General features: G+C 54.5%; 17 protein-coding genes. 9 read left to right on the forward strand and 8 right to left on the reverse strand.

The window, feature by feature from the left end:
- Positions 1-194 precede the first annotated feature (194 nt).
- The 5 genes from RZA33_RS11375 to RZA33_RS11395 all read right to left on the reverse strand — a co-directional run bounded on the left by RZA33_RS11375 (position 195) and on the right by RZA33_RS11395 (position 7,207).
- Positions 195-2,366, reverse strand: coding sequence for a TonB-dependent siderophore receptor (locus RZA33_RS11375; protein WP_317507827.1), 2,172 nt, complete (start codon positions 2,364-2,366; stop codon positions 195-197).
- A gap of 262 nt (positions 2,367-2,628) precedes the next feature.
- Positions 2,629-3,606, reverse strand: coding sequence for an ABC transporter substrate-binding protein (locus RZA33_RS11380; RefSeq protein ID WP_317507828.1), 978 nt, complete (start codon positions 3,604-3,606; stop codon positions 2,629-2,631).
- Between the two features lie 156 nt (positions 3,607-3,762).
- Positions 3,763-4,716, reverse strand: a complete 954-nt coding sequence (locus tag RZA33_RS11385) for an alpha/beta hydrolase (RefSeq protein ID WP_317507829.1) — start codon at positions 4,714-4,716, stop codon at positions 3,763-3,765.
- A gap of 65 nt (positions 4,717-4,781) precedes the next feature.
- Positions 4,782-6,077: a lysine N(6)-hydroxylase/L-ornithine N(5)-oxygenase family protein gene (locus tag RZA33_RS11390; RefSeq protein ID WP_317507830.1), complete on the reverse strand. Its 1,296-nt coding sequence runs from the start codon at positions 6,075-6,077 to the stop codon at positions 4,782-4,784.
- A gap of 23 nt (positions 6,078-6,100) precedes the next feature.
- Positions 6,101-7,207, reverse strand: a complete 1,107-nt coding sequence (locus tag RZA33_RS11395) for a GNAT family N-acetyltransferase (RefSeq protein ID WP_317507831.1) — start codon at positions 7,205-7,207, stop codon at positions 6,101-6,103.
- A 209-nt stretch (positions 7,208-7,416) separates the two neighbouring features.
- Here RZA33_RS11395 and RZA33_RS11400 point away from each other — a divergent pair, with 209 nt between their 5' ends.
- From RZA33_RS11400 to RZA33_RS11410, 3 genes are read left to right on the forward strand one after another with little or no spacing between them, the layout of a single operon-like run.
- Complete coding sequence (locus tag RZA33_RS11400; protein ID WP_317507832.1) at positions 7,417-9,093, forward strand: cyclic peptide export ABC transporter; 1,677 nt, start codon at positions 7,417-7,419, stop codon at positions 9,091-9,093.
- Between the two features lie 29 nt (positions 9,094-9,122).
- Positions 9,123-9,320 (forward strand): stability determinant, encoded by a 198-nt coding sequence (locus RZA33_RS11405; protein ID WP_317507833.1) that lies wholly within the window; start codon positions 9,123-9,125, stop codon positions 9,318-9,320.
- Complete coding sequence (locus tag RZA33_RS11410) at positions 9,317-9,592, forward strand: type II toxin-antitoxin system RelE/ParE family toxin (RefSeq protein ID WP_317507834.1); 276 nt, start codon at positions 9,317-9,319, stop codon at positions 9,590-9,592. Before RZA33_RS11405 ends, RZA33_RS11410 begins: the two co-directional genes overlap by 4 nt.
- A gap of 57 nt (positions 9,593-9,649) precedes the next feature.
- Here the strand turns inward: RZA33_RS11410 and RZA33_RS11415 are convergent, their stop codons facing one another.
- Positions 9,650-10,267, reverse strand: coding sequence for a cytochrome b (locus RZA33_RS11415; RefSeq protein ID WP_317507835.1), 618 nt, complete (start codon positions 10,265-10,267; stop codon positions 9,650-9,652).
- The gene (locus tag RZA33_RS11420; RefSeq protein ID WP_317507836.1) at positions 10,260-11,192 is read right to left on the reverse strand and encodes a siderophore-interacting protein; all 933 of its coding nucleotides are present in this window, start codon (positions 11,190-11,192) and stop codon (positions 10,260-10,262) included. The genes RZA33_RS11415 and RZA33_RS11420 overlap by 8 nt, the downstream gene beginning before the upstream one ends.
- 187 nt (positions 11,193-11,379) lie before the next feature.
- On the opposite strand from RZA33_RS11420, the gene fhuB reads away from it, so the two are divergent.
- The 4 genes from fhuB (at position 11,380) to RZA33_RS11440 (ending at position 16,614) form a co-directional block, all read left to right on the forward strand.
- Complete coding sequence (fhuB, locus tag RZA33_RS11425) at positions 11,380-13,380, forward strand: Fe(3+)-hydroxamate ABC transporter permease FhuB (RefSeq protein ID WP_317507837.1); 2,001 nt, start codon at positions 11,380-11,382, stop codon at positions 13,378-13,380.
- Positions 13,377-14,168, forward strand: coding sequence for a siderophore-iron reductase FhuF (gene fhuF, locus RZA33_RS11430; protein ID WP_317507838.1), 792 nt, complete (start codon positions 13,377-13,379; stop codon positions 14,166-14,168). Before fhuB ends, fhuF begins: the two co-directional genes overlap by 4 nt.
- Positions 14,169-14,187: 19 nt before the next feature.
- Positions 14,188-15,846, forward strand: a complete 1,659-nt coding sequence (locus RZA33_RS11435; RefSeq protein ID WP_317507839.1) for a multidrug ABC transporter permease/ATP-binding protein — start codon at positions 14,188-14,190, stop codon at positions 15,844-15,846.
- A 162-nt stretch (positions 15,847-16,008) separates the two neighbouring features.
- Positions 16,009-16,614, forward strand: coding sequence for a LysE/ArgO family amino acid transporter (locus tag RZA33_RS11440; RefSeq protein ID WP_317507840.1), 606 nt, complete (start codon positions 16,009-16,011; stop codon positions 16,612-16,614).
- On the opposite strand, the gene ltaE is transcribed toward RZA33_RS11440, so the two are convergent.
- Positions 16,601-17,608: a low-specificity L-threonine aldolase gene (ltaE, locus tag RZA33_RS11445; RefSeq protein WP_317507841.1), complete on the reverse strand. Its 1,008-nt coding sequence runs from the start codon at positions 17,606-17,608 to the stop codon at positions 16,601-16,603. The genes RZA33_RS11440 and ltaE overlap by 14 nt on opposite strands.
- Before the next feature lie 115 nt (positions 17,609-17,723).
- Between ltaE and RZA33_RS11450 the strand changes: the two genes are divergently transcribed.
- Both RZA33_RS11450 and speG read left to right on the forward strand, forming a co-directional pair.
- Positions 17,724-18,938, forward strand: coding sequence for an FAD-dependent oxidoreductase (locus RZA33_RS11450; RefSeq protein WP_317507842.1), 1,215 nt, complete (start codon positions 17,724-17,726; stop codon positions 18,936-18,938).
- Between the two features lie 84 nt (positions 18,939-19,022).
- Positions 19,023-19,574 (forward strand): spermidine N1-acetyltransferase, encoded by a 552-nt coding sequence (speG, locus tag RZA33_RS11455; protein ID WP_317507843.1) that lies wholly within the window; start codon positions 19,023-19,025, stop codon positions 19,572-19,574.
- The last annotated feature ends 525 nt before the right edge of the window (positions 19,575-20,099 follow it).

Genomic DNA, 20,099 nt, shown 5'->3' on the forward strand with positions numbered 1-20,099 from the left:
ATTCAATCGCCTGTTTTTTTTAAATTACTTGTAGGGAAATCTATAGAGCTTTATGATCTCTATAGACTAAGGAATAAGAATTCCTGGAAGTAAAAGATTAAGATAAATATATGCATCGTTTGAGAAATGTTTTTAATAAAAAAACAGCCCCTTATAGGGGCTGGTTAATATATAAAATATTCTTTTTCTAATCTTTAGAAGTCATACTTCATTGTTATCATGAAGTTGCGTGGCGCTCCATAGTAGTTGTTTCGTGTTGCTCCCCTAACTGAGGAGTAATACTCTTTATCAGTTAGGTTGTTGCCATTTAATGAAAGATCCAAGTTCTCATTTACTCGATAGCCTACCATGGCAGACACAGTGGTATAGCCTCCTTGTTCGATACGAGTATCACCGCTTTCGGTATACATGTTGCTGACAGTATTTAAACCAGCACCAAGGCGCCAACCCTGATTTGGGTTTTCGCTGAAGCGGTAACGTGACCATAGGTTAAAGTTATGTTCTGGAGTGTCCGGCGAGAACGTGAGCCCCTCGGAGCTAGCATCTCTCACGTACTCAGTTTGTGTATAGGCATAACCTGCACTGAGATCCAAGCGGGGTAACAGTTGACCGCTGACTTCCAACTCTAAGCCCTCACTCTTTGTTTCGCCAATGGGAATAGAGAAACCAGGGTTGTTAGGATCCGTATAGGCGCGATTTGAGTCTTCAATTCGGAAAACTGCGGCATGCCAGTTCAAGTCGCCTCCTGCATGGGAGCCCTTAATGCCGACCTCGTACTGCTCACCTTCTCTTGGTTTGATAGCATCGCCATTGCTACCCACAGCCGTTTGCGGCTCAAGTATACCCGTGTAGCTAGTGTATAAATTGAGTTCTTCGTTCAAGCGATAGATCAAACCGGCATAAGGAATGAACTCAGTGCCGTCATCACCGGATGCATTACCACTAGTAAAATCAGTGTAATTGTCAGTTTTCCATCGATTGAAGCGGCCACCAAGGGCGACAGTAAGGTTATTTCGAACATTGAAGCGTGCTTGAGCATAAGCAGCGTACTGTTTGGTGTTAAATTCAGACCTACTGCGGTCTCCATCGAAATCTGGTTCAGAGCGTCTGTATACGGGATCAAACAAATTCTGGGGAAGGTATATAGGGTCGCCGTATACCCAATAGCTATTCCGGTCTCGATTCTGATAACTCGCGCCTACTACTACTTCATGGGCACGTCCTGCTAGTTGGATGGGGGATCTAACTTGCGCCTCTAGATAGTCGTCCTGCTGTTCAAAATCGAGATCGATTTGTCGGATAGCAAAGTCGCCAGTATCTTGATCGGCTGTAAGCACACCTTCACTGCTTTTCCTTTGGCTTGCATCGCGCTCCAACCTGTTGGCTTTGAGCGTTAGTTCGCCACCGTTGGTGAGGCGATGTTCAATCTCCAGAAAATAGCGCTGTGAATCTGCCGTTTGTTTGTCCCAGTCGGATCCGAGGAAGGTAGAGCGGTCTACATTAGGCAGGGAGCCATCACTGTATGCCGGTAATCCAGAGTTGGGTCGGAACTCTTCATCTTGTACCGTAACGCCCAGTGACATTGTGGTGCTAGGAGATAAGTCGAACTCAAGGGTGCCATAGCCGATTTGATTCTCTGAATATACGTGGTCAATAAAGGATCCTCTATCATCGTAGACGCCGACGAAGCGCCCCCGAATTCGCCCTTCGCTGTCTAGTGCGCCGGTAACGTCGACAACGCTTCGATAAGCATCTTCCGTACCTGCAGAAAGAGAGGCAGAAGCTTGGTTTTCAGCTAAAGCACGTTTGCGAACCAAATTGATGGTGCCGCTGGGTTCCCCGGAACCATGGAGAATGCCTGCTGGCCCACGCAGCACTTCAATACGGTCTAGTAGTGCTGTATCAAATACCCCGGTGCTTCCCCATGCGCCGCCAACATCCTGGACTGGACTACCGTCCATGAGAAAGGAATCAATAGAGTAGCCTCGTGCCTTGATCTCGAACTGATTGGTTCCATACCCGTTTACGGTGATGCCCGTGACGTTGCGCATGGCTTCAGAGAGAGAGGTAGTTCCTTGGTCGTCTAGGCGTTCTCGTGTCACAATGCTAACTGACTGAGGTGTTTCCTGTACTAATTGTGGCACCAAACCGATGTTAGTACTTTCACTCGTATAAGAATTACTATTTTCGGTCATTCCATAGGGCAAACGCTCTCCGGTAACCGTTAGCTTAGAAAGTTCACTGTTATCACTGTCCGAGCTATTTGCCGATGTAGCATCCTGAGCAAGCACAGTCGCGGAAGCACTATAAGCAGCAACCGCAATGGCGGTCGTTAGCCACCGCTTACGGTAAGTGAGTTGACTCATAAATGTTCTCCTTGGATGATTTTCGTTTTATCTTTAGTAAATATTAATTGTTATCGTTTGTATTATCATTATATGTGGCTCGAAGTCAACACTAGGGATGTCTGAAAGTTAGAGAGTGTGGTTTCTTGCTAGAAGGAGGACGCGATCAATCCTATCGTTGCCTGAATGCTTGCCGGACAATATTTTCAGGCGAAGAAGAGCTGGCTTATGTTGCTAGAAGCATGCTTTTTCTTGGGCGTCAAATGTCGTTGACCAAGAGAATCTATGTATCCTCAAGGACTTCTACAAGAGCCTCGGCGAATCGCATGGCAGAGGGGAGCCCCCCTAGAGGCCAGTAGTCTACGGGGATATAGACAGTACTGCTGTTACGTAGACTTAATAAAGCTTGCCAGAGTCCACTGTGATTGAGGCGATCACTAATGGTAGAAATATAAAGAGGACTCCTCATAATAACCAGTTGTCCTTCAATGGTAGGTAGTTCGTCAATGCTGACGACAGAAACTCCAGCGTGGCTGGTTGGCTTATCCCAGGCATTGGTAAGACCGAGTTGATCTAAAACACCCTGAAGTAAACTGTTCTGACCATATATCCAAACGTGCCGCTCATCTCTGAACTGGGCTATAATAATTGGCTTCTGATTGTCAGGTAGCCGATAGCTTAATCTGGAAAGCTGCTGCTCAGATTCATCAATGAAACGCTGAGCAACTTCCTGAAGACTCAGGCGCTCCGCTAACGCCATAGTGAAGTCTAGAGTCGCCGTCCAAGGGGCTCCCGTAATAGGAAAAAGGGAGACGTTTTCGGTGGGGGCGATGCGCGCAAGAGCTTGGCTCAGGCGTACATTGTTTACCAATATCAGAGAGGGCTCTATGTGTGACATTAGCTCAAGGTTTGGCATAGGAGTTAAGCCTAGATCTATAGTCCCAACTGGAATTAATTCTCCGTTTGTCCATGTGTTGTATCCTTTCAGTAACGTTACACCGAAAGGCTTGACATCTAACATGGCTAATGTTTCTGCTGTAGCCCAGTCGAAGGTTAGGATTGGCTGCTTTGTATCGGAATGAGCTATGTTACAAAATGTAAAATATGTGATCAATATAACTGCAAGTTTTGTCAGCCGCATTTTGAAACCGTATCGTGATTTATAAATAAAATTTATAATGACGTGTCGATGGTACTTACTATTCAAATCGAAGGTTCTCTCTTTCTGATGATGACTTCTCATTATTAACGTTGAGTGCATTTACCCATAACCTTAACGAAATAAATGTTAATTACAATTATTATCATTAGTATTATGCTCTGAGTTTGCGCTTACATGCAACCACCTGTTGCTCAAAATGGTGCCTGCAGCAAGAGGCGCCACGGCACCAATCATGCCGTGCCCCATGGGAGGAAATTAAAAATCAACAGGGCTGGGGTGCTTACTAAGATGGTGCTGAAGTGCTTTGGCGATATCCGCGCGTACTTGACCGGTAGCATCGGGCGTAATGCTGCCCAGGCGTGCGAAGTCATGCACCATGCCGGGGTATATAGTCAGTTGGGTATCCACGTTCGCTTCCTGTAAACGATTCACGTAGGCGATGCCTTCGTCGACTAGGGGGTCGTGTTCGGCCAGGGCGATGAAGGCAGGTGGTAGGTTTTTGAGTTTCGCAGCCTCCAACGGCGCAAAACGCCAGTCGTGGCGTTCCTCATCGCTATTTAGGTAGTGGCCAAACATCCACTGCAGGGTGTCTGCTTCCAGCAGGTAGCCTTGTGCGTATCGGCGGTGAGACTCGCTGTCCTGCCAGGCACTGGTACAGGGGTAGAGCAAAATCTGGCAGCGTGGAAGGTGCCAACCATTATCACGCGCTGACATGCAAAGAGCCGTGGCCAGGGTGCCACCTACACTGTCACCACCCACGGCGATACGTGAGGTATCGATGCCCATCGCTTCGCCATGCTTCAGCAGCCAGCAATAGGCATCTTCAGCATCGTGAAAAGCCGTCGGAAACTTGTGCTCGGGGGCCAAGCGATAGTCGACAGCCAACACTGTGTAGCCAGTTGCTTGAGCGATGCTTTGGCAGAGCGAATCGTGAGAATCCAGGCTGCCCAGTAGGTAGCCGCCACCATGGAAGTAGAGCAGGGTGGGCGCTAAAGACTGCTCGCCTTGGTAGCGGCGTAGTTCAAGAGGGTGGCCATCTCGACAGGTAATGCTCAGTGCCGTTGCATCGTTAGATATTGGCTCATCAAGCATCTGTGATGATGCCTCGTAGGCAGCGCGTGCCTGTTGTGGTGAGAGCGAGTGGAAAGGCGGATTGCTGCTATCGGCGACCAGGTCTAAGAAAGCGGCGACATCAGGATGTAAGGACATAATGGGCGTAAGTCTCGGTATTAGGGGCCGCTCTGAGAAAGCGGCCATGCGTTAATAGTGCTTGGTTAGTCCGCGCCTACTAGTGAGGGAGTTGATACTCCTGAATAGGATGTTGGCAGTGCCTCATTAAGCACTTCACAGATCTCACTTGTCCTGGCTGCCAAAATCGACAGCAGGGTATCGCTTAAACCATGGGTGGGCTCGCAGCTGCCTTGCAGGAAGATCGCAGGTTTGAACTCAGGCTTGGTATAGAGCTGATAGTGGCGGTTGACGGCAAATTCAGGCAGGTAGTCTGCAACAGGGGCCAGTAGCTGTTTATGGGTGTCGCGTACATAGCCGGTGGCTAACACCACGGCATCGTAGCGGGTGATATCCGTATGGCCACTCTCCAAATCACGCACATTTAGCTCAACGCCTTCAGGGCCTGCTTGGCTGCCGATCACCTCATGGCGGCGGCGGAAGCGGTGGCGAGCCTGGCCGGTCACTTTTTGCTGATAGAACACATCGTAAATCTCCTGAATCAGCGCCAAGTCAGGGGCTGAGTAGTTGGTGCTTTTGTACTCCTGCAGCAGTGCTTCCCGCTGGCCGGTGGGGTTGTTGAACACGTAATCGGTGTATTCGGGGTTGAATATCTCGTTGACGAAGGGGCTATCGTCGGAGGGTTTAAAGGCCCATGCCCGGCTAATAAGATCCACCTGGATGCCTTCGCGGCCGTGCAGGTCAAGGAATATCTCAGCGGCGCTCTGGCCGGCACCGATCACGGCGATGCGTTTGGGGGCGTCTTGCTTCGCCAGCTCTCTCAGATAGTGGCTGGAGTGGAAGACCCGTGGGTCGTCTTTTAGCCCGGCGAAGCATTCAGGCACATTGGGCGCGCCCCCCACGCTAATTACCAATGAACGGGTGAGTCTTTCCTGCACCGCGCCACTCTCATCCCGTGAACGCACGCGGAGGTAGGCGACCTCGTCGTTATCAGTTTCGGGCAGCACTTCAAACACATCCTCTCCATAGGTGCACTGGTGTTCAAAGTGGCTGGCAGTCCAGCTTAGGTAGTCATTGAACTCGTGGCGGCTGGGGAAGAAAGTTTGTAGATTGATAAAGTCCTGCAGGCGGCCTTTGCTGTGGAGGTAATTGAGGAAGCTGAAACGGCTCCCAGGGTTGCGCGGCGTGACGAGGTCTTTGAGAAAAGAGATCTGCATATGGGCATTTTCCAGCAGCATATGCGGGTGCCAAGCAAAGCAGGGCTGGCGCTCAATAAACAAGGCATCCTTCGCTTGCCCTGCCTGGCGCTGTTCGTCGAGAGCTATGGCCAGGGCAATATTGGAGGGGCCGAAGCCGATGCCGATCAAATCGTGAATATGCATAAGAGTCCTCGTGGCTGATGTGTCTATGGGGTGAAGCGTGGATCGGGTCGTGGGGCTGACCCAGGGTGCGAGGGCTGCGGAACCCAGCAGCGCTCGTTGAAAAAGTGTTCGCGTAGCTGCATGCCGAGCATGGCCCGCTTATGGGGGAAATCGAACGCCTTTACATGGGCATAACCGCACTGGGCAAGGTTGCGCAGCATCTTGGCGTTATCCACGCGGGGTTCAATCACCAAGCGCTGGGTGCGGCAGTCGTCCAGGAACAGGTAGTGAGAGATAGAGGGCAGCCAAGCGGCGACATAAGGCCGCCCGCGAAAAGCGGCTTCGCCGATCAGCACGTGCCAGCCGCGGTCAAAGTCACCGACGTCATAATAAGCGCCGATGCGATCCTCCTTGGCCCAGTAGGTCTCGAAATAACCGAAGGGCTCACCGTCGATACAGCCAATCAGCGGTACCACGCTGGAATTTTGCAACGTGCTCTCCAGCCGTTCGCGGTGCTGTTGCAGATCACCCTGCTCTTCCCAGAAGTGGGCGACGACCGGGTCGTTCATCCAGCGGTTAAAGCGTTCAAGATCAAGTTCCAGGTCAAGCACTCGGAAACTCAGGGTGGCATTCAGCCAGGCAATATGGCGCTGATAGACCGTGCCACTAGGGCGCGGCGGACGGCGTGGGTGTCGCTTTCCATTCTCCAATATGGGTTGCTGCGGGTAAGGGCGCGTGGGGGGCGAGTTAAGCCAAAGCGTGGGTAACTGCCAAAAGAGCTCTGCATAGGCCCAGAGCTCTCCATGGCTATCTTTAACCGCGATGCCGGCGACACAAAGGTTGGCGTGCAAAGCACTAGGTAGCTGAAGGCGTAATGCAACAGTGCCTGGGTAAAAGGCAAAAGCGCCTTCGATAGCGGCAAGCAGTGCCGGGAACGGTGGTGCTGAGCGCTGCGGCCAGCGCAGCGTCAAGCAGTGGTTGTCATCCACCAGTGCCCACTCAAGGCGCTCTTGATCACCCTTCACATAAAGCGACTGCGTGGTGACCTCGTAGCTGACTTGATAGGCGTAGCCCTCGGGGCGTGAGATCAGCGAGGCCACCGCGTGACTTTCAGAGGGTACCTGTGGTTGTGCCTGGACAGAACTGGACACCGCTAAGCTCCTATCAATAAGAACGAATCAAAGAAACGAATTAAAATCACCCCGCCGGAGGGCGGCGTTACTGACTTCCTTATTTAATGACGAATGAGAATGAGGCTTGTTTACATAAAATTGGTTAACTTTTTACGCGAGCGGTTCGTCATTAGAGATAGGTGCCGATTTCCAGTCGCTTTTTCTAATGGCTTTCCAATGAGGTGAATGTGCTTCCCTATCTGATTCGTCGAACTCGCGGGTTGATGACCGCTGCTGCGCTGGCCAGCATTCTCTCGGGGCTTTTCAGCGTGATGCTGATTGCCCAAATTAATGCGGCGTTAACCAGCGACTCCGCCAGCCGTGCCAGTGCGGCTTGGGCTTTCGCGGGTATCGCCGTGGCCCTAATGGTCTGTCGGATGGTGTCGACGGCGCTGTTTGAGCGGTTAGGGCAGCGTGCTCTGGCGGAGTTGCGCAGTTTTGTCGCCCAGTGCGTGGCCGAGACCCCCTTTGCTCAGTTCGAGCGTGTGGGCAGTGCGCGGATCCAGTCGGCACTCACCGAGCACAGCAACAACGTGGCGGTGCTGTTCGTTAGCTTGCCGGTGATTTTGACCAATACGGTCATCGTGGTGGGGTGCTTGGGCTATCTGGCAATGCTTTCATGGCAGGTGTTTTTGTTTGCACTGGGGGTGATTGGGCTGGGTGCTGTCGGTTACCACCTGGTGCACTTACGCGCTATTCATTACCTCCAGTCCGCATCATCCGAGCAGGATCGTCTGTTTGGACATTTCCGCGCGCTGACCGATGGTGCAAAAGAGTTGCGGCTACACCAACGCAAGAGCCGGGTCTTTATGGATCAGATACTGGGGGAGTCGGTTGAAGGCGTGCGGCGACTGCGTACCTATGGCATGTCGCTGTTCGTAATCTCGACCAGTTGGGGGCAGTTCCTGATGTACGCCTTTATTGGCCTGGTGCTGTTTGTGTTAGCGGGCGATGGGCCTAACCAAACCCAGGTAATGACCGGTTTTGCCCTGGTGTTTGTGTTTATGGTGACGCCCCTTGAAGGCTTGCTGATCAATATTCCGCGGATCAATATGGCGCGGGTAGCCGCTAGTCGAATTGATGTCATCACACGAGAGATGCCCCAGGGGGAGGGGAGGCAAGCGTCACCTCAGGTGCCTGCTTTGCAGCGTCTTGAGTTGCGCGACGTCACCCATCAGTACTACCACGAGCAGAGCGATGACTTCTTTGAGTTGGGGCCGATTAATCTGAGCTTTACGCCGGGGAAAGTGGTGTTTCTGGTAGGAGGTAACGGTAGCGGTAAGACCACGCTGGCCAAAGTAGTGGTGGGGCTTTACCCGCCTGAAGGTGGCGAGGTATTGCTCAATGGCGAGCGGGTCGAAGCGGATGGCTGGGATGCCTACCGGCAGCTCTTCTCGGTGGTTTTCTCAGACTTCCATCTCTTTGAACGCCTGTTAGAGGCACCGCGTGATGGCCTGGACGAGGAAGGCAATCGCCTGCTGGCCAAGTTGCACCTGCAGCACAAGGTGCGGGTTGAAAACGGTGCGTTTACCACCCAAGCACTCTCCCAGGGCCAGCGTAAGCGTCTGGCGCTGGTGGTTGCCTACCTTGAGGATCGGTCCTTCTTGGTGTTTGACGAGTGGGCGGCGGATCAGGATCCGTTATTCAAAGAGGTGTTTTACTGCGAGGTGTTGCCCGAGCTAAAACGCATGGGCAAAGCGGTGCTGGTCATCACCCACGATGACCGCTATTTCCACCTCGCGGATCGGTTGGTGCGGCTAGAGAGCGGCAAGCTGTTGGGTGCTGAGCAAACGGCTGACGAGCAGTCGACTGGCGCGGAGCTGGGAGCTTCTGAGGAAGATGTTAAAATAAGGAGTATCAATTAGACTGTATAGGTAACCGAGGAGAGATGATCATGAATACCCAGCTAGATCCTATCGTTTCGGAATTCGAGACGCAGGAACAAGCCGATAGCTATGATCGTTGGCTCAAGGCCAAGGTTCAGCACAGCATTGACAACCCGGGCCAAGGAATGCCTCATGACCAAGTTATGACCAAGATTGATGCGATCATCGCCGACGCGGAGCAACGCCAAAGCGGCGGAGTTTCGTGAGTCTGCTTATCCACTGGCATGACGAGGCGATTAACGACTTGGTTGAGCTTGTTGTATACATCGCTGAGCGCGATCCTCAAGCCGCTCGGCGGCTGCGTATTCGTATTGAAGCAGCTGTCTCCTCAGTGGCTGAACATCCTTACTTACATCAAGTGGGCCGCTTGCCGGGTACGCGAGAAATTGTTGCTCATCCAAATTTTATCGTTGTCTACCAAGTGACGGATCGCATTGAGGTCATATCAGTGGTTCACTCTCGCCAAAATTATCCCTGACGCCTAGCCGCCTTGAGTTAGCTTTTAGTAATTTTTAAGCAGTTGGTTAAAATTTTATTAATTCGCCCCCACCATACGCGCCAGTACCCGGTCTTTGAGCCAGAAACGGTGAGTCAGCGCCATAGTTATGTGGCCGATGACTAATCCACTTAGCAGCCAAGAGAGCGGGCCGTGAAGGAGCTCGGCGGGGGCGATCATCCAGGTGATGTCGCGTTCCGCTTCGGTTAGCAGCTCCATGCCATAAAAGCGCAGCGCCCCGCCGCGGCCGTACTGGCGTAAAATAGCGAAAGCGGGCAACCACATTAGTAGCCCATAAAAGGTTATATGGGCAAAGCGCGCCAAGCGCCCACCTAGCCCTGGCGTGCGGGGCGGGCGCTGTTTGCGATTTATCCATGCCCAGCCAAGGCGAGCCAGCGTCACGATCAGAATCATAAATCCTAACGAGCCGTGAGGCCCGATGCTCGCCAAGAACAGCGTGATAACGTTTTCGCCCATTCCTCGCCAGGCCAGCAACACGGTAAATTGCAGCGTGACCAGCGCGGCGGTCAGCCAGTGAAGTGCACGGCTTATGCGCCCGTAGTGGCTGGGACTGTCTCGCCAACCAATAGGTGTTTGAGCCAGCGTGCTTTCCTGATCACTGTGTATTGCTGTGCTGTTGGCTGCGCCTTTAACCATTGGCCTTGCCCTGGCGCCAGTAACCCATGCTGGTAACGTACTGCCTGGGTAGCCCACATTCGTTGACCAAATAGCGGCGCAGTTTCATGGCGACCTTGGTTTCAGCGGCGATCCAAGCATAGAAGGGCGCGCTGTCGTCCTGGGTGGCGGGTTCCCAGAGTGGGCCGTCCTCATCGTCGCTTTCGTCGTAGGTAGTGGCTGTAGCAGGAGTGCCGACTAGCGCTTGAATTTCCTTATGTAAATCAATATCGCGCAGCGCCCTCATCAGCAGCTCACCGTGCTGGCAGCCGGGCTCATTTTCGCGAGCCAGCCAGTGCAGTTTGGCGGCCTGGGGGAGCGGCTGAACATCGTCGCTACGGGGCACTTCAAACAGCGCTTCGACCTTGGGTTTGAGCGGCAAATCATCAAGGGTTTCCAGAATGCCGGCGGCGGCGGGGAGGGCGGTTTCATCGGCGATGATCAGAATACGGCGTACACCTTGGGGCGGCTTCCACTCGTAGCCCAGCTTTGGGCCTTCCGCAATGGCGTCGGGGGCTGTCATCGCTAAGCGGTCGCCCGGGCGGGCGTGCATTGCCCAGCGTGAGGCGGGGCCATTGTCACCATGTAGCACGAATTCTACGTCCACCTCGGCTTGCTCCGGGCGCAGGGCGCGGATGGTATAGGTGCGCGCTGAGGGTCTTTGGGCATCCGGCAGTGCGCGGTAGGCGCCGTACCAGTCGTGCTCTGCCAGCTTGGCAATCTCAAACAGCGGATCGAGACTACCACCGCCTTCGGGGAAGAACAGCTTGACGCGCTGATCCGGGGCGTAGGTCGCCATTTGGCTGACTTCCGGGCCAGTGAAAGTAAACCTGACTAATGAGGCACTGACTTGGGTGCGCCGCGCGAGGGTGATATCAAAAAGCCGGTAGCTCGGTTTGGCTGCCATTGTGATGTCTCCTTTATATAAGGAGTCAATTGTAGTGCTAATTATTATCATTTAGAATCGTTGTTAGTTATTCAATCGCTAATTTCCATAAACTCGTTTGCATAAATAGTAAGGCTAAGAAAATGACGCTGCTGCCTACCACGTCTCTTTTGGCGAACTGTCCGGTTATCACAAAAGGGTGCTCGCTATGTTAGGCGCCGCGCAATTTACCCAAAGAATGGGGGGAATGTCGCCTGCTAAAGCCTGCCTATTACTTAGCCTGCCGATGGTGGTGCTGTTTTGGGTGGGCCTAGAGAGCCAGGGCGGTTTTGCGCTGGGCCTGCAGGCATTAGTGGCCCCCTCTTTTGAGAACGTTGACGAGCTGTTGCTTTACTACGCGTGGTGGCCGCGCCTTTCGATCGCCCTGCTCGCCGGGGGCGGCTTGGGGTTGGCAGGCGTGCTGATGCAGCAGGTGCTGCGCAACCCGCTGGCCTCGCCCACCACCCTGGGGGTGGCGTCGGGCGCTAATTTGGCGCTGATGACCGCTACCTTGCTGGCGCCGGGGCTGCTTGTCGCCGGGCGCGAATGGGTCGCCTTATTGGGCGGTGCGCTGGCGGTTGGATTAGTTTTTCTGCTCTCCTGGCGGCGCGGGCTGGCGCCGATCGTGGTTGTGCTGGCTGGTCTGGTAGTTAACCTGTACTTGGGAGCGCTCTCTACGGCGCTGCTGCTGTTTAACCATGAGGCGCTCTCGGGGCTGCTGATCTGGGGCGCGGGTTCACTGGCGCAAAACGGTTGGGACGGCGTCGCAGTGCTCTGGCCTCGGTTGGCGATTAGCTGCGTGGCCGCGTGGTTTTTGCTACGCCCTTTGGCGGTACTGGAGCTGGATGATGCCAGCGCCAAGAGCCTGGGAGTCTCGCTGACCTATCTGCGCTTTGCGGGGATGGGGTTGGCAGTATTTATTACCGGTAGCATTGTCAGTGTGGTGGGCATCATCGGTTTTATCGGCTTGGCAGCGCCTAATATCGTGCGCATGGCCGGGGCACGCCGGTTGGGCCCACGGCTGTTATGGTCGACCCTGCTGGGGGCGGTGCTGCTGGCGACCACGGATCTGCTGCTGCAACAGTTCGGTGGCATGGTGGCAGCCTTTATTCCTACCGGGGCGATTACCGGTGCCCTGGGGGCGCCGCTGTTAATGTGGCTGATCCCACGCCTGAAACTGCAGGGTGATAAGCCGCCGCAAGGGGCGGGTGTTTTCGCCCATCGTCATCCTGCGCCTTCTCGCCTGGCCACCGGATTGATCTTCGCGTTACTTGGCGCCACGCTGCTTGGACTGCTAGTGGGTCAGGGTGTTGATGGCTGGTACTTATTGTCGCCGGATAATTGGAACGTGATGCAGTGGCGCCTGCCTCGAGTGATGGCGGCTGCAGCCAGCGGCTTAATGCTGGCGATTGCGGGAACTATTCTCCAGCGCCTTTCCGCCAACCCCATGGCCAGCCCCGAAGTACTGGGTATCAGCGGTGGCTGTGCCATTGCGCTGATTTTGGGGATTTTCCTGCTGCCTGCGCCCACCAATATGATGCTGATTGTCGTGGGTACCCTGGGTGCTTTCGCGACGCTGCTGGTGTTGGTGGGGATCAACCGCAAGAGCGGTTATCTCCCCGAGCGTTTGCTGCTCACCGGGGTGGCGGTCAGTGCGTTGTTTGACGCCGTTCGCAGCGTGATGCTGGCAGGCGGCGATCCGCGTGGCCAGCAGGTAATCGCCTGGTTGGCGGGTTCCACTTATTACGTGGATATCACCAACGCCGTGGTGGTCGGGGGCATTGCCGCGGTATTGGCGCTGGTTACACTGCCTTTCACCCGCTGGCTGGATATCTTGCCCCTAGGCGCACCGACGGCCAAGGCCCTTGGGGTAACGCTTAACCGTGCCCGTTTGGCGTTGCTGTTACTGGTGGCACTGCTCACCGCTTGCGCCACCCTAGTGGTTGGGCCGCTTTCGTTTATTGGTCTACTCGCGCCGCACATGGCGCGCTTGGTGGGCTTCTCCCGTGCAGGGCAGCACCTGCTGGGTGCTGCGTTGATCGGCATGCTATTGATGGTGTTAGCTGACTGGGTGGGGCGTCAGATTATTTTCCCCTATGAGATACCTGCGGGATTGGTCGCTTCACTGATTGGTGGGGCTTACTTTATGTGGGGGCTGCGGCGGCTATGAGGAACCTGGCGACCCAGCCGAGCGGGCTTTGTGCCGCAATGGATCCTGCGGAGGCGTTGTTGGCGCTCTACCAACAGCCACCGATGGATAAAATGAAGGCCCCCGCGTTTGGTCAACCAGATGAACCGACGCTAGCGGCCTCTGCGTTGCTGGATCGAGACTTCTTAAGCGAGCAGTTGGTGCGTTATGGCCGCAGCCAAGGTGACGACGCCGACTTTCTGGCCGTGGCTTCGATATGGTCAAAATTTCATTTCAGCAGCGTCGCTATACCGGCGCTGGTGGCCAACCTGCTGTTGGGCTACGACCTGCCGGTGGGTGGGGATGAACTGAAGCTGGCGTTGGGTGATCATGGCCAGACAGCCCGTATCTGGTTGCCGCATGGAGGCGTACCGCTGGCCTCAAAAGCACTCCAGGCACGCTTCAGCAGCCTCTTCGATGATCACTGTGCGCCGCTTATAGAGGCCCTGGCCGAGGTCTCTGGGCTGTCTGCCAAGGTGTTCTGGAGCAATCTCGGTCACTATGTTGAGTTCGTGGGCAAGACCTGTTCGCAGCATCCCGCCTTTACCGGCGCAGGCGAGCCGCTGCTGGATTACCTCGCCACCAAGACGCTCCCCGATGGGCGTTGTAATCCGCTCTATCAGCCGGTGCGTTATCTGGAATTGGGCGGTGAAACGCCTGCTCGGGTGCGGCGGCTGTGTTGCATCAAGTACCGACTCCCCGGCGAGTCTCTTTGCGGCGGCTGCCCGTTGAAACCCGAAAATAGACCGGCCAAGCGCCGACGCAAATAACCGCCCGGAGGCCTTGTTCATGGAGTTGTTAAGGATTGTATGGCGTGATTATCGCTGGCCGTTTGTGGCCGTGGTAGTGCTTAGCTTGGCAAGTGCGGGCCTGGGCATCGGTGTTATCGCTTTTATTAATCAGCGGCTGTTGGGTACCTTTACTGACCCCTGGCGAATCCTGCCTGAGTTTCTGGGGCTGATAGCGCTGTTACTGGTTATTACCCTGGCATCTCAATTGGCGCTGACCACGCTGGGCCACCATTTCGTTTACCGGCTGCGGGGGCAGTTGATCAAGCGGATTCTGGATACCAGTATCGAGCGGATTGAGCAGATTGGTAGTGCGCGCTTGATGGCCAGCTTATCGACCGACGTGCGCTATATCACCGTCGCCTTTGTTCGCTTGCCGGAGCTGGTGCAAGGTGGGGTGCTGACGGTGGGGGTAACCCTTTACTTGGGCTGGCTATCGCCTTCCATGCTAGGCGTTACCGCGCTATGGGTGATTGGCACTATCCTGGTGGGCGTGCGCCTAGTGGCTCGGGTTTATCAGCATATGGCCAAGCTGCGTGAGTCTGAAGACCGCCTTTACGCGGATTACCAGGCGGTCATTGAGGGGCGCAAGGAACTGGCGCTCAACCGCGACCGAGCCGAGTGGCTATATCGCGATGTCTACACCCCCAACGCCGAGGAGTACCGGCGGCATATCATTCGTGGCGACACCTACCATCTCAGCGCGGTGAACTGGTTCAATATCATGATGCTGGGCGCCATCGGCGTGGTTTTCTTTTTAGCAAACGGCCTGGGCTGGGCATCCGCGCAGGTAGCCACCACCTTCTCACTCACGCTGCTATTTCTGCGCGCGCCGCTGATTCAGGCGATTGGCGCTTTTCCGCCCTTGATCAATGCTCGAGTGGCGTTCGAAAAAATCAACAGTTTAGACCTGGCCGAGCACCATAAGGCGTTCGAGCACTCTGCGCTGCGCCATGATTGGCAGGTGCTAGCCCTGGAACAAGTTAGCTATCGCTATCCGGACGAGGAATCTCGGCAGGGTTTTGCCATCGGCCCTATCGACCTGACCTTGAAGCGCGGCGAGGTGGTATTTCTGATCGGCGGTAACGGCAGCGGTAAATCGACCTTGGCGAGGCTGCTAACTGGGCTTTACCAGCCTCAAAGCGGCTGCGTGCGAGTCGATGGCAGGCCGCTGCGGGAAGAAGACTGGACACGCTATCGCCAGCACTTCTCGGCCATTTACACCGATCTGCACCTGTTTGATCGTTTGATGGGCCCCGCGGGCGAGTCACCCAACCCGGCGCTGGTGGAGGAGTGGCTGGCAGCCCTTGGTATGCACAGCAAGCTCGATTTCGACGGCGATCGCATCACCAATATAAATCTCTCCCAGGGACAGCGTAAGCGCCTGGCGATGCTGCTGGCGGTCGCTGAACAACGCGATCTGCTGTTGCTTGACGAGTGGGCAGCCGACCAAGACCCGCAGTTTCGTCGGGTCTTTTATCGTGAGCTATTACCCCAGCTCAGAGCGCTGGGTAAGACACTGGTAGTGATCAGCCACGATGACCACTACTTCGACCAGGCCGACCGGCTGCTGGAAATGCGCCAGGGGCAGTTGGTAGAACTCACCGGCGAACAGCGAGAAGCCGCCAGCCGCGACGCGGTGGCTCGGGTGAATGGGTAATTGATGACTAATTGCTCAATTTTATTCCATGTCTCATTAATACCTCTTTATAAGAAAAACTAATACTCCATTAGCAGGATGATTTTTAGTAATCATCATTCCCAGTTACTTTATTGCCAGGTTAATTGACGCGACGCTAATTCTGGCAATGGGAGCAGGACAATGTGGGAAAGTTATATCACCGGGCTGGTGGTGTGCGGTGGGATTATCATGGCGATTGGGGCGCAAAACGCCTATATCCTAGGGCTGGCGATTCGTCGTGAATACCATTGGTGGTCGGCTGGCTTGTGCATGAGTGCGGATATTATCCTGCTCACGGCAGGCATGTTTGGGGTGAGTGCTTTTCTGCTGACCATGCCCAGCGCATTGGAGGCAATGCGCTGGGTGGGCGTGGTGTTTTTAAGTTGGCTGGCGGCGCAGGCGTTATTTCGGGCAGTCAGCGGGCGGCAAGGGCTAAGCGCCGAAGCGGCCAAAGCGCCCAGTTTAATGAAAGTGATTTTTGCCACGCTAGCCGTCACCGTGCTCAACCCCCAAGTGTATCTGGATACGCTACTGCTGATACCCGCCATTGGCGCCCAGCAGGAGAGCGCCGGTATTTTTGTGGCGGGGGCATCTACCGCTTCGATACTCTGGTTTAGCCTGCTGGCCTGGGGAGGTGCTGCGCTGTCTCCTTGGCTTTCTAAGCCTAACGCCTGGCGCACCATTGATGGCCTGATTGGCTTGATGATGGCGGGCATTGCCGTGCATCTAGCCTTTAATGCCGGCTGAAATACGCTTCCATCACCGCGATGACCTTGTCGATATCTGCATCGCTAATATCACGATGTGCAACGAAACGCGTGGCATAGAGTAGCTCAATCAAAATGCCATGCTCTTTGAGCCAGGCGGAGAGCGGCTGAACGTGTTCGTCAGGGAAATGCGCGAATACCATATTAGTCGCCTGGGAGGTGATTTCGACCCCTGGCAGCTTCGCTAAGCCTTCTGCAAGTCGCGCTGCACGGTGATGATCGCCTGCTAGGTCCGCCACGTGATGATCTAACGCATACTGGCAGGCGGCGGCAATAATGCCTGATTGGCGCATGCCGCCACCCACCACTTTTCGCCAGCGACGGGCGCGGTCGATCAATGCTTGTGAACCGACCAGTGCCGAGCCAATGGGCGCTCCCAGGCCTTTTGAGAAGCACAGCGACACGCTATCGAACGGTAGGCAAAGCTGTTTAAGAGGAATGTCGCTCGCTACGACGGCGTTAAACAGTCGCGCCCCGTCCAAGTGTGTGGCCAGGCCTCGTTCCCGGGCCAGTTCGGTGGCTTTCAAGACGTAATCTGCGGGCAGCACTTTGCCGCCGATGGTGTTTTCCAGTGCCAGCAGGCGAGTGCGGGCGAAGTGAAAATCATCGGCTTTAATCGCCGCGCTGATTTTCTCCAGGGGCAGGCTGCCGTCGGCGGCGTTTTCAATCGGCTGCGGCTGGATGCTACCCAATACGGCTGCGCCACCACCTTCCCATCGATAGGTATGCGCGTACTGCCCCACAATATATTCATCACCCCGCTCGCAGTGAGCCATCAGTGCCACCAGGTTGCTTTGTGTGCCGCTGGGAAACAGTAGTGCTGCCTCTTTGCCTGCCTGTTCGGCCAAGTTAGCTTGAAACGCGTTCACTGTTGGGTCATCGGCCCACACATCATCGCCTACCGGCGCGGTCATCATGGCCTCGCGCATAGCGGGCGTGGGGCGGGTTACCGTGTCGCTGCGTAAATCAATCATGGGCATTTCCTTTTTAATGTAGAAGCGACTACTTAAGCAGGCTTTATCAAGCAAGTTCGCAGGAACCATCTATGGTTAACAGCATACTGCACGTTGAACTAGCATAGGCAATCAGATGGATCTGAAAAGCGGTTACCCCTTTTGGGCGGTCAAAAATGGCCTGTTGAAAACTTTTCCCCAGTTGATGCGCGATCACCAATGCGAGGTGGCGGTAATTGGGGGCGGCATTACCGGCGCCTTAATCGCCGATGAACTGAGCCGTCACGGTCACCATGTGGTGGTACTTGAGCGACGGGACGTGGGCTGGGGAAGCTCAGCTGCTAGCACGGCCTTGCTTCAGTATGAAATTGATACCCATATGACCGACTTGGCCAAGCGCTACGGGGAGGCTGATGCAGTCCTCGCCTATCGTGCCTGTGCCGAGGCTATCGGTGAGCTTGAGACGTTGGCCGCCGGTATGGGCGATGTGGATTTTGAGCGCCAGCAAAGTCTTTATTATGCCAGTAACGAAGAAGATGTTGCGCCACTCAAAGAAGAGTTGGCACTGCGCCAAAAATACGGTTTTGAGGCCGCTTGGCTTGGGCGCGATGCTATTTTAGCGGAGTACGGCTTTGAGGCGCCTGGCGCTATTCTTACCCAGTTAGCAGCCAGCATGGATCCTTATCGCATGGCTTATCAGCTATTTGCTCAGGTTGTCGAACGTGGGGGAGAGGTATATGACCGCACGCAAATGGAGACGATGGCGCCGGACGATCAGGGTGTCACGCTCACGCTGGCCAATGGTGCCAAGCTGCGTTGCCAGCACTTGGTGATGGCCGCTGGGTATGAGTCGCAAGCCTGGCTGCCAGAGGCGGTGGCGTTTAATCGCAGCAGTTACGCGTTTATCACTGACCCGTTACCACCAAAGGCATTAAGCACGTTACGCCGCACCATGATGTGGGAGTCTGCACGGCCTTACCTTTATATGCGTACTACGCGGGATGGTCGCCTTCTCGTGGGCGGTGATGATGACGATGAAGATATTCCCCAACGCCGCGATGCGCGGGTAGAAGAGAAGGCCAAAGGGCTAGTAAGAAAGATAGAGGCGCTATGGCCTAGGCTCGATATCAACCCGACGTTTTCCTGGGGTGGCACCTTTGCCGAAACCGACGATGGCCTGCCGTTTTTTGGCCCTCATGATGCCCAGGGTCCGCGCGTTCACTTTGCCATGGCCTATGGTGGTAATGGGATCAGCTACAGCATGATTGGTGCCAAGCTGCTGCGAGCGCTTATTGAGGGTAGAGAGCACCCTTTGGCCGCGCTATTTTCGTTTCAGCGTGTGAGCAAATAGCATGACCAAGTTCAGTAGCCGGTGCTAGTAGCTAGTCAGTTGAAAGCGAGTATTCTTAACAAGTGTTCATAAGGATAGCGGGCGATGGGACATACATTGTATTTACGTGCACTGGAGCGTAACGACCTGCGCTTTGTCCACGAGCTAAATAATAACCAAAGCATCATGTCGTATTGGTTTGAAGAGCCGTATGAATCGTTTGACGAGTTAGAGGAGCTGTATAACAAGCATATTCATGATAATGCCGAACGGCGATTTGTCGCGGAAGATAGCCATGGCAACGCCATTGGCCTGGTAGAGCTGATTGAGATTGACTATATCCATCGCAGCGGCGAGTTCCAAATCATTATTACCCCCGACCACCAAGGCAAAGGGTTTGCCCGCCCGCTTATCCAACAGGCGCTGCACTACTCGTTTACGATTTTAAATCTTCACAAAGTGTATCTCATCGTGTCGGTAGATAACGTCAAAGCGATTCATCTTTATAAGGCGAGCGGTTTTATTGAGGAAGGCCATTTGGTGCAGGAATTCTTTATCAATGGCCAATATCGCGATGTAAAGCGGATGTATATCCTACAAGACGCCTACCTTTCTAAGCTCGAGACCACTGAAGCGCCTGAAATGGACTGGTTGTAAACGGCGCGCCAAACGCCTCGCATTAACGAGGCGTTTGGCGCGCTGAGAAAGGGCACGATGAAAGACTTCCTTAGCGTAAATAGGCCTTAATGGCATCAAACGCAGCGCGTTGTTGCTGGGCACGCTGAGCCCATACTTCCATGATGTCTACTTCCAACGGTTGGGCTTGGTCAACTGACTGTGGCATGGGGTCCACTCCTTTCAGGGGGCCTCGATGATTTTCTTATACGCAGCTTTCGTTGTGCAAAGCAGCAATTTAGCTGTGGTGGGATATTAAGGGCTTTTGAGGGGAGTCGCTAGTTAAAAAAATGTAGGGAATAGCCATTATTTGTAATCAAAAGCTTACAAATGTCGATATTAACTATTATCTATTTTGAATAGAAAAGGTTTTCATCAGCATCGAGTAGGAAGGGGAGTCGCCTCCCCTGTCCTCTCACACCACCGGGCATACGGTTCCGTACCACGGCGGTTCATGCAGAACGTTTAAGCCATCTTACCGTATCCAGTACCGAGATCAGACCCTGG

The organism is Halovibrio sp. HP20-59, assembly GCF_033052795.2.
In the GTDB taxonomy this organism is placed as follows: Bacteria; Pseudomonadota; Gammaproteobacteria; order Pseudomonadales; family Halomonadaceae; genus Vreelandella.